A 15,284-nucleotide genomic window follows, 5' to 3' on the forward strand; every position below is an offset into this window, starting at 1 on the left:
CCTTTGGAAACGCGGCAAGCTAGACCTTCGGCATGGCTCTGAACTTTCCTGATCTGACACAGCTTTACGCGCATGACTATGACACAGTCATTGATGTGCGCAGCCCTGCCGAGTTCGCTGAGGATCATCTGCCAGGTGCGATCAATCTGCCGGTTCTGAATAACGAGGAACGCGCCCGTGTCGGAACCATGTATGTACAGGAGAGCCCGTTTCTGGCGCGTAAACTTGGAGCTGCTTTGGTGTTCCGCAACGCGGCCAACCACATTGAGCGGCATCTAAGCCATCACGAAGGCAGCTGGCGCCCCTTGGTCTATTGCTGGCGTGGCGGACAGCGTTCCGGGTCGTTCACCTGGATGCTGCAACAAATCGGCTGGCGGGCGGAAGTGATTGAGGGCGGCTATCGCACCTACCGCAGGTTGGTGAATGCGTATTTGTATGATGATCCGTTGCCGCATCGGCTGGTGGCGCTGGATGGCTATACCGGAACGGCCAAGACAGAATTGTTGACCCTGTTGCGCGCACGTGGAGTGCAGGTTCTGGACCTCGAAGCACTGGCCAATCATCGAGGATCATTATTGGGGGAAAGACCGGGCGGGCAGCCCAGCCAGAAAGCCTTTGAATCAGCTTTGTCGGGAGCGCTTTGTTCGATGGACTCGGCGCACCCGGTTGTGGTCGAAGCGGAATCTTCCAGGATTGGAAGCCTGATATTGCCACCCAGCCTGTGGAACGCTTTATGTGCAGCCCCGAGGGTGAACATCACGGCGCCACTCGAAGCGCGTGCCGCCTATCTGGTTCAAGCCTATGATGACATCCTGTCAGACAGCGACCGGTTGCGAGAACGGCTGTCGCCGCTGCGGTCTCATCGTGGGCACGAGGTTGTTGATGGTTGGATGCAGCTGATCAATGCAGGTCAAAAACAGGTGCTTACTCAGGCCCTGATGGAGCAGCATTATGACCCGGCATACGCAAAGTCGCGGCGGTCCCGTTCTGTTGCGGAACTGGCCGATATTGAGATCGCTGTTCTGAACGACGCCGGCCTGAGCGAGGCAGCGACCCGGATCGAAAGCCTGCTGGATCAGCTTTGAAGACGCAGCCCCGGCGCTTCGGTGAGTTCGCCGATTGCCATGGCTGGATACCCATCGTTCTTGAGGTCTTCCAGGACGGTATCGGCATCCTTCGCCGCGACCGCGGCCAGCAGGCCGCCTGCTGTCTGCGGGTCGAACATCAAGGCGGCTTTGCCCTCGGTGGGCAGGTCAGGTGCTATTGCCCGGTTGTCTGCAAATAGGGTTGACCGAACACCCTGGTCCGTCAGCTCCTGCGCGCCTTCCATCACGTCCACAGCACCCAGATCCATCATGGCCCCGCATCCGGAAGCGTCGCAGATGCCTTGCAGGTGTCCGGCCAGACCAAACCCGGTCACGTCGGTCATCGCATGGGCCCCGGCCAATATGCGGGTCGCCTTGCCCTGCGGCTGCACCATGTGCTGGTAGGCTGCGGCGACCCAGGCACCGTTGGCCTGGCCGGCCATCTCGGCCGCCATAAGAACACCGCTTCCTATGGGTTTGGTCAGGATCAGACAATCGCCCGGTTGCCCGCCCGCCAGTGTGATCGGGGCGGTTTCGCACAACCCGGTCAGTGTGAAGCCAATCGTCATCTCGTCACCCATGGAGCTGTGCCCGCCTACAATCTCGGCACTGGCGTCCCGCATGACGGCTCCTGCGATTGACATGATTTCCGACATGGTACGGCTTTGCAGGGCAGAAGACATGCGTGGCAAGATGATGGTTGCCGTGGCTGCCTGAGGCGTGGCCCCCATGGCCCAAATATCGCCTAAGGCGTGAACAGCCGTGATACGGGTCATAAGCGCAGGATCTTTGGTGAAAGCCCGCAGGTGATCGGACGTCATGACCTGCTGAACTCCGCCCATCTGAAGCAGAGCTGCGTCATCGCCGGGCAAGGGGGTGATGTCCGGGCGAATGGGGGCGGGCTGCGATTTCAGCGCAATGTGCAATGCACCCCGCCCGACCTTGGCACCGCATCCGCCACACATCGGTTTTTCACCCAACGCCTCAACAAGTCCGGCCGCACTTTCGCGAGGCAGCGCAGGGGGCCTCATCTGCGGCAGTTCCCGGAACTTGTTCATGAAGGTCTGGTCGATGTGGTTCTTCCATGTCCACATCATCGCTCCGCTGAAGGATGCTCCCAACCGCTCACCCAACGCCGATTTGTCGCCTAGTGAAATCAGTTTCAGGTAGTCCTTCTGCGGGACATATTTGCGCATCCGTCCAGCCCCCAGCGCCGCGCGCAGATTGTCGAACAGAATCGGTGCTTCGCGCACTGCATAAACCCCGGCCTTGGGTCTGGGATTGTCCACCAGATGGGCGCAATCACCGGCGGCAAAAACCACTGGATCGCTGGATTGGAGGTAGCTGTTCACCCGGATGAAGCCATCCTCAAGGTCCAGCCTGGTCTTTTCGATCCAGTCATACGGGCGGGCTCCGGCCGCACCTGTCACGAAATTGGCGGGAATTGTGCGCCCATCTTGCAATGCGACGTGATCCGAAGCGATCCGGCTGATGGCTGCGTTTTCGATCACTTCCACACCAAGATCCTGCATGGCTTGCCGGATCGTCGCTGCCGCTTTGGGTTTGGTGGCCGTCAGGGCAAAGGCATTGTCGATCAGTGTAACCTGTGCTGTCCGACTTTTGGCCTTTAGCGCGTGAGCCATCGCCATGACCAGTTCAACCCCGGCGACTCCACCGCCGATTACGGCGACCGAGGCAGCGCCGCTGCCTTCCAGATAAGCAGCCCACTTTGCCGCGAATGGCCCCAGTGGTTTGGCCGGTACCGCATGTTCCGAAAAGCCGGGCATTGCGGGCATGTCCGACGAAATGCCAACATTGACCGACGCCACGTCGAAACCAACCGGAGGATGCCCGGGAACATGTATTTCCTGACGATCGGTATCGAGTCCGTCGACCGAGCCCAGAATGACCCGCGCGCCTGCAAAACGCGCCAGTTTGACCAGATCGATGTCCAGCTCCCACCGGTCATAGTGTCCGGCGATATATCCTGGCAACATTCCGGAATAAGGGGCCGTTGGGCCGGGGTTGATCACTGTCACCCGCGCCCCGGGCAAAGGGTTCATCCCCCATTTGCGCAGCAGCAGCGCGTGGGTGTGACCTCCGCCAACAAGAACCAGATCGCGGGTCAGGGGCAGAGGAGGAATGTGCATAGGTTTCAATTCGCGCTATGGTCCGGGACGTCCTCGACCTGCTCGACGGCGTGGGTGGCCCAAAGCTCATCCTCGCCGGCATCCGGCAGGTCTTCTGGGTTTTCATGACGGTGTATGTGCCATTTTGCAATGAACAGGGCCGTGATCGGAGCGGTCAGGAACAAGAACAGAGTGATCAGCAGCTCGTGCAGGGACAGCTTTCCTTCCAGAAGAACAGAATGCACGATCGAGGCCAGAAGCACGCCGCCCACCCCCAAGGTCGTTGCCTTGGTCGGCGCGTGCAGGCGGGACATCGGGTCTTTCAGCTTGATCATGCCAAAAGACCCGACAAAGCCGAAGATACCCGAGACGATCAGGAAAAAGGCGATCAGCAGTTCCACGATGAATGTCATCCCGCCCTCATTCGATAATGTTGCCGCGCAACATGAAGCGCGCATAGGCCACGGTGGAAACAAAACCGAGCATGGCAATGATCATGGCGGCTTCGAAGAAGATCTCTGTCCCCTGATCCAGCCCATATAGGATCATCAGGGCGATGGTGTTGATCACCATAGTGTCCAAGGCCAGAACCCGAGTACCGACCCCGTCAGCGGAGATGATACGCCACAGACACATCATGATCGCCGCACCGAAACAGGCAAATGCAAAATAAATCGCGTAGTCGATCATTCGAAAATCTCCTTCAGGCGACGTTCATAGCGCTGTTTGATCTGGTCCCGCACGGCCTCGGGGTCGGGGGCATCAAGACAGTGCACCAGCAGATTATGCCCCTGAGCTGACAAATCACAACTGACGGTGCCCGGAGTCATCGTGATGGTGCCCGCAAGAACCGTGATCGCTTCGGGTGTGCGCAGTTCAAGCGGGACGCAGATCCAGTTGGGCTGGCGGTTATCATTGCGTTTGAACAGGATGATCCGGGCCACTGTCACGTTCGCAACCACGATATCCCAAAGCACCACCAGCATGTATTCCACAATCATTGGCCAGTTGCGAAGTTTGGGACGATCCGGCCAGTAGGGTTGAGTGACGAATGGAATGATGATCCCGAGAATTAGGCCAAAGACCAGAGAGTTCAGCGAAGGCTTGTTCGCCAGCAGTACCCAGACCAGCGTCAGCAAAATAGTCAGGTGGGGGTGCGGGAAAATCCGGCGCAGCAGTTTCATCACTCTTCCCTTCCCAAGACGGCAGAGATGTAGTTTTCAGGCGCAAACAACTGCTCTGCGGTTTTGCTCGTGTACTCCAGAGCCGGACCTGCGAACAGGGTCAGCAGGATCAGACCTGCCACGGCCCCGAACACGGCCGTAAAGGCAAGGCCGGGTTGCGGTTCGGGGGCGGTGGGGGCAGACGCCTCTTCGCCTTCGACGGTTTCTTCGGTTGCGACAACTTCAGCGTCGTGGCTTTTCCAGAAGATCAGCGACCCGGCGCGGGCCAGCCCGACGATGGTGACAAATGATCCGATCAGGATCACTGCCCACACTGCGGTGGCATCGGATGCATCACGCGAAGCGTCCAGAACCAAAAGTTTGCCTACAAAGCCGGACAGTGGCGGCATCCCGGCCATGGCGATGGCGCCAACAAAGAACAACGCGGCTATCAACCCGCTTTGTGGTATTGGCGGTTTGGGGGCGATGGTCCCTCCCTGTCGTTCCATGATCAGGTCCGTAACGAGGAACAGCAACGCCGTCGCAAGGGTCGAATGGAAGACGTAATAAAGGGCGGCTGCCGTTGCGTCGGGCGTGAATTGCGCAATCGCGATCAGCAAGGTGCCCATGGATGCAATGGCACAGAAGGCAACCATGCGGGCAATATGCTGCGACCCCAGAATGCCGACAACGCCGACCGCAAGCGTTAGCAGCGCCGCAGGTTGCAGCCACTCGCCAACCAGACCCTGCGTGGCTTCTACTTCGGGACCGAAGGCCAGCGTGTACATCCGCAGGATCGAATAGGCCCCGACCTTGGTCATGATTGCAAACAGGGCCGCAACGGGCAGGGGGGCGTTGGCATAGCTGGCCGGTAGCCAGAAGTGCAGGGGCAGAACGGCAGCCTTGATACAGAAGACCAACAGCAACAGCACCGCGCCAACGCGCAGCAATGCGGTATCTTCGGCCGGAATTTCCGCAACGCGCACGGCGATGTCCGCCATGTTCAGCGTACCGGTCACGCCATAGATCGTACCGAGGGCAAACAGAAACAGGGTCGACCCCAAAAGGTTGTAAGCCACATACTGCACACCCGCTTTCAACCGCACCGCGCCACCGCCATGTGTCATCAGGCCGTAAGAGGCGATCAGCAGAACCTCGAAGAAAACGAAAAGGTTGAAGGCGTCGCCAGTCAGGAAGGCGCCACAAACTCCCATGAGTTGGAAATGGAACAGCGCATGAAAATGCTTGCCCCGGTCATCCCAGCCCGAGGCAATGGCATATAACACAATCGGCAGGGCCAGCAGGGCAGTCAGCAGAACCATCATTGCGGACATGCGATCCAGCACCATGACAATGCCAAACGGGGCGGGCCAGTCGCCAAGCTCGTACACCTGAATGTCCCCGCCCGAGGCCTGAGCCGTGATTGTCAGCGCAATCCCAAGCAAAGCAACAACACCGGCGACCGAGAAGATGCGCTGCAGGTCCAGATGGTATCGCAGGACCATGATGATGAACGGGGCCAGAATCGCGGGCAGGACGATCGGCGCAACGATCCAGTGGTTCATGCGTCATCTCCCGGTGCGTCAACACTGTCCTGGGCGGTCATGTCGATATGGTCGTCTTTGGCGGACAGGTATGCGCTGAGTGAGATCATCACGATCACGGCAGTCATCCCGAAAGAAATCACGATAGCGGTCAGAACCAGCGCCTGCGGCAGTGGGTCGGTATAGGGGACGTCCTTGTACTTGTTCAGGACTGCCGGTGCGTTCAAAGCAAGTCGCCCGGTCGCGAATAGAAACACGTTCACCGCGTATGTGATCAGAGACAGGCCCAGAATGACAGGGAACGTCCGACGGCGCAGGATCAGGAAAATCCCGGCGGCAGTCATGATGCCGACGGCAGAGGCTACGAGCGCTTCCATCAGGCCTGCTCCTTCTTTTGTTCTTCTTCCAGAAGATCATCCCGCAGTGGGTTGATATCCATCGGGAATTCCTGTGCCATTCCCGGTTGCCACGCAAGTCGCGACAAGCTGTCCAGCGCCAGCATCACCGCGCCCAGAACCGCCAGGAAAACACCTGTATCGAACAGCATGGCGGTGGCCCATTCGAACTCCTCCAGCGGTGGCCAGTGAAGATAGCCGAAATCACTGGTCAGGAAAGGACGATCGTTGAACCATGCACCCAGTCCGGTTGCTGCGGCGATCAAAACGCCCCAGCCGATGGTGCCGTGGTAATAGAATCTCTGCCGCTCGATGGCCCAGGTATAGCCGCTGGCCATGTACTGCATCAGGTAAGCGATGGCGACGATAAGCCCGGCGATAAAACCGCCACCGGGCTGGTTGTGCCCGCGGAAGAAGATGTACGCCCCGACCATAAGTGCGATCGGCATCATCACGCGGGTAACCACAACCATCATCAGCGGATGCGAGTCCCCGGATTGCGGCCAATGCGGTTTGCGGTTCAGCAGATAGCTGCGGACATTTGTACCGAGAACGGATTCCGTCAGCGCAAAGATGATCAGTGCGGCGATGCCCAGAACGATGATCTCGCCAAAGGTATCAAAACCCCGGAAGTCAACAAGGATCACATTGACCACATTGGTGCCGCCGCCGCCTTTGTAGGAATTGGCCAGATGGAACTCTGAAATCGTCGGGAAAGCGAAATCGCGCATCATCATCGCGTAGATCAGCGCACCGGTGCCAAGGCCCGCGACGACGGATATCGCGGCGTCCCGCCAGCGTCGGGCCGCTGAACTGTCCCAGGGCGTTTCGGTCGGCAGGAAGTTCAGCGACAGCAACAAAAGGATCATTGTCACCACTTCGACCGAGATTTGCGTCAAGGCGAGATCCGGGGCCGAGAGATAGTTGAAGGCAATCGAAACGATCAGGCCAACGACTCCGATCAATACCAGCGACAACAGGCGGTTGCGGTGGAACCACATGATGCCCAGCGTCGCGCCAACCAGACAGATCCACCCGATGATCGGAATGATCTGTGCCGGCAGTGGAACGCGGGTCTCAATACCAATTGTCCCGGTCGAATACGCGTAATAGCCGAGGCCAACGGTAAAGGCGACAAAGATGATTGCATAGCGGCTGAGAATGCCGTTGTGCATCTCATCGGTGATCCAGCGGCTCAGTCTTGTCAGCCCGTCTATGATTGCTTCGAAGATCTGCTTGGCCTCGGGGCGGGGCAGTGCGTTCCAGATCTGCTCACCCCGTTTGTGCAGCGCCAGCAGGAACAGGCCGCCTAGCGTGGCCACAACCGACATGTATAGGGCCGGTGTGAAGCCATGCCAGAGTTTCAGTGAATAGTAGGGCAGCTTTTCACCGCCAATCACCGCGCTTGACACCACTGCAACCAGAGGTCCGACAATGGCAGCGGAATAAAGACCAATCAGGATGACAAGCATGACCAGGAATGCCGGTGCGATCCACAACCCAACGGGCGGGTCATGCGGATGGGCCGGATAATCTTCCCGCTCTGGACCAAGGAAAACATGACTCACAAAGCGGAAGGAATAGGCGGCAGAGAACAACGCAGCCAGCAACGCCAGGCCCGGAACCAGGTAGTGAGAGTGCAGCCATGTGGTGTGCACGGTCTCCTCAAGCATCATCTCTTTGGACAGGAACCCGTTCAAGGGCGGCAGCCCGGCCATTGAGAGGGCGGCAATCGTGCCGATGGTGAAGGTGATCGGCATCAGGTGGCGCAAGCCGCCCAGCCTTTTGATATCGCGTGTGCCGGTCTCGTGATCCACGATCCCGGCGGTCATGAACAAGGCGGCTTTGAACGTCGCGTGGTTGATGATGTGGAACACGGCAGCGACGGCAGCAATTTTTGTGCCGAAACCCAGAAGCATGGTGATCAAACCCAGATGCGAAACGGTCGAAAAAGCCAAAAGCGCTTTGAGATCGTCCTTGAACAACGCGATTGACGCGCCGATCAGCATGGTGACCAGACCCGTGGTGGCCACGATATAGAACCAAGCATCCGTGCCAGCCAGAACCGGCCACATCCGTGCCATCAGAAACAAGCCGGCTTTCACCATGGTGGCAGAGTGCAGATATGCCGAAACCGGTGTCGGTGCTGCCATGGCGTGCGGCAGCCAGAAATGAAACGGAAACTGTGCCGATTTGGTGAAACAGCCCAGCAGGATCAGGACAAGCGCAGGCAAATAGAAGGGTGAGGCCTGAATAAGCTCTTTGTTCTGTAAAATGACGCTGAGGTCATAAGATCCCACGATGTTGCCAAGGATCAGCATCCCGGCAATCATCGCCAGGCCGCCAGAGCCAGTGACCGCCAGTGCCATACGCGCACCTTGGCGGCCTTCGGGCAGGTGTTTCCAATAACCGATCAGCAGGAATGAGCTGAGCGATGTAAGTTCCCAAAAAATAAGCAGAAGTAGGACGTTGTCTGAAAGGACGATCCCGACCATCGCGCCCTGAAACAGCAGAAGATAGGTATAGAACTGCCCCATCGGATCTTCGCGCGACAGATAGAACCTTGCATAGAGGATGATCAGCAATCCTATGCCCAGGATCAGCAACGCGAACAAAAATCCCAAGCCGTCCAGCATGAAATTCGCGTTCAGACCCAGCCCCGGTATCCAGTCGAACCGGGCGGTTACGACTTCTCCGCGCATCACTGCGGGGATATGGATCAGCAAGCCCATCAGGGCCAGGAACGTGGTCAAACCGGCGGAGGAAGCGGCTGCGTTCCGGCCTGCACGGATCAGCAGGGCGGGAAAAACAGCGCCAAGGAAGGGAAGGGCCGCGATAAGGAATAGGGACAAGTGCGATACTCCGATCTGGGCGGTCAGTGTGAAGCCAATTTTGTAAAGATATTTTGCCGACTGTCCAGATATTGTAACTTTTTTACAGAGTCCTAATGGTTCGGTCAGGTATTCTGCCACGTTGCGAAAAAATGACACGATCTTGATGTGGGTCGGGGTTTTTCAACGCCCCCGATTCACCCCACCTGTGATAGAACAAATCTCAGCGAACAGGAGGCTGAATCTTGGCCGAGAAAGTGAACCGAATCCGAAGATGGATGTTGATCGGCGTTTGTGCTGCGATCGCAGGTGGGTTTGCGATCAGGGAATACCGTTTGATCCCCGAAGACCACGGCGGCGGCCGGATAAGCGTAGCCGTTGCCCATGAACAGGCAGTAGACGGGCGCATTCTGCTGGTAGATATCCGCACCCCGCGCGAATGGCGGGCATCCGGAATTGGCGAGGGTGCTGTGCCGCTGGATATGCGGCGCGAAGATTTCGTCAATGCACTGACGGAATTGACCGGCGGCAATCAGGCAGCGCCAGTGGCGCTGATCTGCGCGCGCGGTGTGCGTTCAGCACGCCTGAGCAACCGCCTGATCGAGGCTGGGTTTACCAATATCGTCGACGTGCCCGAGGGCATGCTGGGTTCGGCCGCAGGGCCGGGATGGGTTCGGGCCGGATTACCGGTTCAAAAATTTGATGAGGATGCAGGATGATCCGGGAATTCAGCCTGGCTTTAGCCGTTACAGTGACCGGGCAAGCCGCTTTGGCGGGGTGTGCCGGGCAAGAGGATACATGTGAGACGCCCATGGGTGCCTATCACATCGAACTGCCCGATGCCGACAATGCGCCCATGGTGGTTTTCCTGCATGGGTATGGCGGCAGCGGGTCGGGTACGATGCGCAATCGCGGGATGGTCGAACCGCTGTTGAAACGCGGTTACGCGGTGATGGCCCCTGAGGGGCTGGAACGGCCCGACCGGGGCGGAACCAAAAGCTGGAATTTCTATCCAGGCTTTGGGGATCGGGACGAAACCGCTTTTCTGACCGAATTGGTGCAAGACGCGGCAAAGCGGTTTGGTATCGACGCCGACCGTGTCTTGCTGGGCGGGTTTTCCGCTGGCGCTTTCATGGTCAACTATCTGGCTTGCGAGGCCCCGGATACGTTCTCGGCCTATGTTCCGGTTTCCGGTGGTTTCTGGCGTCCGCATCCTGAAACCTGCAATGGACCGATCCGCATGTTCCATACGCATGGCTGGACAGACAATGTGGTGCCGCTGGAAGGGCGCCTGCTGGGCGGAGGGCGCTATCAGCAGGGGGATATCTACGCGGGCCTGGAAATCTGGCGTGATGCCAACAGATGTATAGATCACAAACCAACCGGGTTCAGTACGACAGGTGATTTCATGCGCCGACGCTGGACCACCTGTGCCGAAGGCAGCGCGCTGGAATTTGCTTTGTTTCCCGGAGGGCATACCGTTCCCGCGGGCTGGGCCGACATGATGGTCGATTGGTATGAAGGGCTTCCCGGCAGTTGATCACTCGGCCGGGGTCATGTTGCCTTTGCCTTCGACCAGTCGCTTCAGTTCATCGCGATAGCGGCGCGCTGACCGGGTGATGGCGGGTTCGCTGAAGTCCTCCCGCATTCCGACCATTTTGCGCGCGGCACCTGCCGAGACACCGCTGAGCGCAGATAATGGGATAGCCAGAGTCAGGCTGATGGCAATCGGGGCCAGCCAGATCGACACCAGACCGGACAGGATACCGACGCTCAGCGCTACTCCACTGACGGTTTCAAGTGCATGGCACAGGATCAGCGTTCGCAGACCATAGGTGCCACCGTCGCGGGCCTGAGGCGACCAACCGCGCTGAATGCCAAAAGCCGTACGGAAAACAGCGATCATCTGTTGCACCATCAGGATCGGAGCGTAAAGGATCGACAATAGAACCTCCGCCAGGAAAGAGCCGAGGAATTTGCGCCCGCCACCGAAATCCGCGTAGCGTACCCCGCTTAGCGGCAGGGCCAGAACGCCCAGAACCTTGGGGGCCAACAGCATCGCGTACATGACCAGAATGATCAGCGCGTGACGGGTTTCCGACATCTCGGGCCATTGCGGGAACAGAGGATTGTCGGGGCTGAAATAATGCAGGACAGAGGCATCCTGACCCTGACCGATCAGCGCCCACATCAACAACAGGGCGAACCACAATGGCGACATCAGATAGCCGACTGCGCCATGGAACATGTGGAACCGCGACACGGCACGGAATCCGGAAGAACCCAACAGTTTCAGGTGTTGCAGGTTGCCCTGACACCAGCGGCGGTCCCGCATGGCGTGATCGATGAGGGTGGGCGGTGTTTCTTCAAATGACCCGCGAATGCGCGGCAGAAATCGCACGGCCCATCCGGCGCGGCGCAGCAGGCCAGCCTCGACGAAATCGTGGCTCATGATCAGCTTGTCCTGACCGCTGAACGAACGCAGCTTGGGCAATCCGGCGCTTGCGGCAAAAGCCTTGGTGCGGATAATCGCGTTGTGGCCCCAATAGTTGCCTTCCTGCCCGCACCAGCGGGCCAGACCTTCGGCAAAGGCAATGCCGTAGACGCCGTTCGCAAATTGCTGCATCCGGGCAAAGACAGACTGCGCGCCGATCAGTTGCGGATAGCTTTGAATCAAGCCCGCACCCGGATCGCATGCCAGTGCATCGGTCAGGCGATGGATCGCGCGCCCGGTCATCAGGCTGTCGGCATCCAGCACCAGCATGGCATCCCAATCCGCGCCCCAGCGGCTGACCCAGTCGGCAATGTTGCCCACTTTGCGATCGGTATTCTGTTCGCGGCGGCGATAGTACAGCTCAAGCCCGGGTGCCAGCGTGGTGCGCAGTGCCTCGACGCTGGCCTGTTCCTGTGCCGCAATCTCCGGGTCGCGCGTGTCCGACAGGATGAACATGGCATAGTGGTGCTGCCCGCCGCGCGCCTGAAGATCTTCCAACATGGTGCGGGCATTGCCCAGTACGTTCCAGGGGACCTCGTTGTAGACCGGGGTCAGCAGCGCCACCCGCAGGGGTTGCGCTGCGGTCCGGCGCTTGGGACGTTCCTGTTTTGCCAGCGACACCATGCCCAGCAAAACGGTGCAGACGGTAAAGGAAATCCAGAAGAAGTTGAACGAGATCAAAGTCAAAAGGATGCCTTCAATCACGTTAATGCCCGCCGCACCGAACCAATCGCTCATGACCCATAGCAAGGCCAGAGTGGCGGCCATTGCAGGCGAAAAGGCAAGCGCGCGCCAGAATCCGGTAGATGACCTGTTCTGACCGGAAGGTGCGTCCGCATCCCGGAAACGTGCGCCAAAGTTCTGCGCAGGCATCGCCAGAGGGGCTTCGGGCGGCATGATATGCAGATCGCGGTTCATGTGGTCCATCGATATAGCCAGACCTCTGAGGCAGGCTGTTTGTCTTTCAGCAACTGCGCCCGCAGTTCCACATGGTTACGCTCGCCGGGCTGGAATGAGAACGCCAGACGCAGGCCACCGGTATCCGGGTTGCGTTGCAATACCCCGTCCGAGGTTTCCGCATGGGGGGAATCCACGAAAACCGTTACCGCGTCGATATCCGCGAACATTTCGCTGTCTTCAAAGTCGATGACAGCCAGCCGGCCTTCGCCAAAGGTGTTCTCGCCCATCGCGGTGTTGATTACGCGTGGCATCGGTGTGCGTTGGGGTTCTTCCCCCCAGATCAAGCGATAGGACAGCTCGACCTGACTGCCGGCCGCAAAGGGCTCAGCCGGACGCCAATAGGCGACGATGTTGTCATAGATTTCCTGATCTGCCGGGATCTCAACCAGCGTCACCGAGCCTTTGCCCCAGTCTTCCTGGGGCTCGACCCACAGGCCCGGGCGCTTGTGGTAATTTGCCTCGAGATCGGCGTAGTCCGAAAACTCTCGTTTGCGCTGTATTAGACCAAACCCGCGTGGGTTTGTATCGACGAAGGATGAAACCTGCAGACGGGTCGGGTTGGCCAACGGACGCCACAAAACCTCGCCCGCGCCATTGCGGATCAGCAGGCCGTCACTGTCGTGTACAGCAGGGCGGAAATCGTCGAACCGGCTGTGGTTGGTCTGGTCGAACAGGAACATCGAAGTTCCCGGAGCGATGCCCACATGGGGCAGTTCTTCGCGCGGGAACAGCGTTGCCTCGACATCCATGATGCAATCCGCGCCCGCCGTGACGTTGAAACGATAGGCTCCGGTCACGCTGGGGCTGTCCAACAATGCATGCACGACCATGTTGCGTTGGCCCGGTTCGGGACGCTCCAGCCAGAAACGGATGAATTCGGGGAATTCCTCACCATCCGGATCGCCGGTTTTCAACGCCAGACCCCGCGCGGACAGTCCGTATACCTCGTGCAGACCGATGGCGCGGAAATAGCTGGCCCCCTGCCAGACGCAGAATTCATCTGTTTTACCGGGGCGGTGCATTTCAGTGCGCAGGCGCAGGCCGGAGAAGCCCAGCGTTTCATCGATTGGCAGTTGCGGCACGTCTTCGGACTTGTCGAACATTTCCAGATCGAAGGCGACTGGCTTGGTCATGCCGTTCTCGACCGTCTCCACCTTTACGGTGCGGGGGAAATACAGGCCGGGGGTGAAGAAATCGACATTGAATGGCGTCTCGGTTTCGTACCACAGCGCCCGGTCAAGCCGGAACCGGATGGAGCGGTATTGCTGATAGGTCAGGTCCTGCCATTCCTGTGGTACCATCTCGCGTTCCACATAGGGGCGGCTGGCCAGATCGCGGGCCATTTCAATTACGTAATCACGGTCAAAAGGCGTCTCACCGCCCGTCGCGTACGCGGTCGGGGCAAAGGCCAAAGCAGTCGTCGAGACGAGGAATTCGCGGCGTGTGAATTTCATTTCTTCGACTTCCAGGGTTGTGACTTGAACCAAGCTGCCAGATAGGCAACGCCGATGATCATCGCAAACCCTATCATGTTGGCGACAAAGACAGTGGCGACATCCCGCCCAGCCTGATCCAGCGCGACGCCGATCAGCCGGGCCGCGGCCATGGAAAACACAAAGACGGCAAGGGATTGCTGGCCGACCTTGGTGATAACGGCGAGCAGAAATTGCCAGATACGTGCGCCCAAACCATGACCTGTTGCGATCAGACGGTGGCCGTGCTCGCCCGCTGCAACCCATCCCAGATAGGCCAGCGACAGAAAGTGGACATATCGCAGAAGGCCGAACTCGGTTTTACCGCGCAGCTCTTCGGTCAGGGGCCAGCCCTTGCGGATCACTGCGCCTAGCTCGGGCGCAGCCGTATTGATCCAGGTGAAGACTTTCCAAGACCCGAACGGAGCCGACAGGACGACAAAGGCAATTGCCACCCAGATCAAAGACTTTGACACGGGCGGGGCCGGGATCCAACCGCGCATGAACGCAAAGCCGGTGAAGAACAGCAATTGCCAGCCAAAAGGGTTGAAGAACCACTGGCGCGTGGACCAGGGTTCAGCGGGAAGGGCCAGCGCGCCGGTTTGTGCGATGAACCAGATGGCCACGCAAACTGCCGCCATCAGCCAGAAACTGACGCGGTAGAGCGCCATGTAGAGCGGCATCAGCGCCAGTACGACCAGATACATCGGCAGGATATCGAAGTAGTTCGGAACATAGGTCAGAGTAAAAATCCCGACCATCTGCGGCGCGGGGTCATTGAAAAAATGCTGTAGGTTCAGCGACGAGACATAGGTTTTCTCGAACGTGCCAGTCTGATCCAGCGCGGCCATCGTCATGGCAACAAAGAAGAACAAGGCAATATGCGCCCAATAAACCTGCCAAATGCGGTACGCGACACGTGCGGTTCCCATCCACCAGCCTTTGCGCAGAAATGCACCTCCAAAGGCGATGGCCGAGGCCATACCCGAACAGAACACAAAGATCTCGGTTGCATCGGAATAGCCAAACCGCGCGGGAATCCATTTGGCCCAGGGATCATTGGGGATATGTGCAATCAGGATGATAAACATCGCAATGCCACGGTAGAAATCCAGCCGCGGATCGCGCGTGCTGGCAGAGGCTGCGGCGGGGGCCGCAGCGGGTGCAAAATCAGAAGCGGGCGATATGGTCGCCATACGTTTTCTGTCCTT

13 protein-coding genes are annotated in these 15,284 nt (G+C 58.7%); 3 read left to right on the forward strand and 10 right to left on the reverse strand.

The genetic code is table 11. The features are described 5' to 3' along the window. The first annotated feature begins 32 nt into the window (after nt 1–32). Nucleotides 33–1,085, forward strand: coding sequence for a tRNA 2-selenouridine(34) synthase MnmH (mnmH, locus tag AC2FJB_RS19090; protein WP_496720133.1), 1,053 nt, complete (start codon nt 33–35; stop codon nt 1,083–1,085). Here the strand turns inward: mnmH and selD are convergent. Genes selD through AC2FJB_RS19125 form a run of 7 tightly spaced genes read right to left on the reverse strand, consistent with a single transcriptional unit; the run spans nt 1,076 to nt 9,168 of the window. After that, nucleotides 1,076–3,235, reverse strand: a complete 2,160-nt coding sequence (gene selD, locus AC2FJB_RS19095) for a selenide, water dikinase SelD (protein WP_496720131.1) — start codon at nt 3,233–3,235, stop codon at nt 1,076–1,078. The two genes, mnmH and selD, sit on opposite strands and share 10 nt — an antisense overlap. Nucleotides 3,236–3,240: 5 nt before the next feature. Beyond that, nucleotides 3,241–3,627, reverse strand: a complete 387-nt coding sequence (locus AC2FJB_RS19100) for a Na+/H+ antiporter subunit G (protein WP_117869530.1) — start codon at nt 3,625–3,627, stop codon at nt 3,241–3,243. A 7-nt stretch (nt 3,628–3,634) separates the two neighbouring features. After that, nucleotides 3,635–3,904 carry a K+/H+ antiporter subunit F gene (locus AC2FJB_RS19105; protein WP_117869529.1) on the reverse strand — a complete coding sequence of 90 codons (270 nt, stop codon included), beginning with the start codon at nt 3,902–3,904 and terminating at the stop codon, nt 3,635–3,637. After that, nucleotides 3,901–4,398, reverse strand: a complete 498-nt coding sequence (locus AC2FJB_RS19110; RefSeq protein ID WP_117869528.1) for a Na+/H+ antiporter subunit E — start codon at nt 4,396–4,398, stop codon at nt 3,901–3,903. The genes AC2FJB_RS19105 and AC2FJB_RS19110 overlap by 4 nt, the downstream gene beginning before the upstream one ends. Next, nucleotides 4,398–5,942 (reverse strand): monovalent cation/H+ antiporter subunit D, encoded by a 1,545-nt coding sequence (locus AC2FJB_RS19115; protein WP_496720129.1) that lies wholly within the window; start codon nt 5,940–5,942, stop codon nt 4,398–4,400. The genes AC2FJB_RS19110 and AC2FJB_RS19115 overlap by 1 nt, the downstream gene beginning before the upstream one ends. Then, a complete protein-coding gene (locus AC2FJB_RS19120) occupies nt 5,939–6,298 on the reverse strand; it encodes a Na+/H+ antiporter subunit C (RefSeq protein WP_117869526.1) in 360 nt (119 codons plus the stop codon). The genes AC2FJB_RS19115 and AC2FJB_RS19120 overlap by 4 nt, the downstream gene beginning before the upstream one ends. Continuing rightward, nucleotides 6,298–9,168 (reverse strand): monovalent cation/H+ antiporter subunit A, encoded by a 2,871-nt coding sequence (locus tag AC2FJB_RS19125; protein WP_496720127.1) that lies wholly within the window; start codon nt 9,166–9,168, stop codon nt 6,298–6,300. Before AC2FJB_RS19125 ends, AC2FJB_RS19120 begins: the two co-directional genes overlap by 1 nt. 257 nt (nt 9,169–9,425) lie before the next feature. Between AC2FJB_RS19125 and AC2FJB_RS19130 the strand changes: the two genes are divergently transcribed. Continuing rightward, nucleotides 9,426–9,866, forward strand: a complete 441-nt coding sequence (locus AC2FJB_RS19130; protein WP_496720175.1) for a rhodanese-like domain-containing protein — start codon at nt 9,426–9,428, stop codon at nt 9,864–9,866. Next, nucleotides 9,863–10,687 (forward strand): CE1 family esterase, encoded by an 825-nt coding sequence (locus tag AC2FJB_RS19135; RefSeq protein WP_299901568.1) that lies wholly within the window; start codon nt 9,863–9,865, stop codon nt 10,685–10,687. The genes AC2FJB_RS19130 and AC2FJB_RS19135 overlap by 4 nt, the downstream gene beginning before the upstream one ends. On the opposite strand, the gene mdoH is transcribed toward AC2FJB_RS19135, so the two are convergent. The 3 genes from mdoH to AC2FJB_RS19150 are packed head-to-tail and all read right to left on the reverse strand — an operon-like array spanning nt 10,688 to nt 15,269. Next, nucleotides 10,688–12,559: a glucans biosynthesis glucosyltransferase MdoH gene (gene mdoH, locus AC2FJB_RS19140; protein ID WP_496720173.1), complete on the reverse strand. Its 1,872-nt coding sequence runs from the start codon at nt 12,557–12,559 to the stop codon at nt 10,688–10,690. Then, complete coding sequence (locus AC2FJB_RS19145) at nt 12,556–14,055, reverse strand: OpgD/OpgG family glucan biosynthesis protein (RefSeq protein ID WP_496720125.1); 1,500 nt, start codon at nt 14,053–14,055, stop codon at nt 12,556–12,558. Before AC2FJB_RS19145 ends, mdoH begins: the two co-directional genes overlap by 4 nt. Next, on the reverse strand, nt 14,052–15,269 hold the full coding sequence (locus AC2FJB_RS19150; protein ID WP_496720124.1) for an OpgC family protein: 1,218 nt from the start codon (nt 15,267–15,269) through the stop codon (nt 14,052–14,054). Before AC2FJB_RS19150 ends, AC2FJB_RS19145 begins: the two co-directional genes overlap by 4 nt. Nucleotides 15,270–15,284 lie beyond the last annotated feature (15 nt).

Source organism: Ruegeria sp. CDSC085 (genome assembly GCF_059610465.1).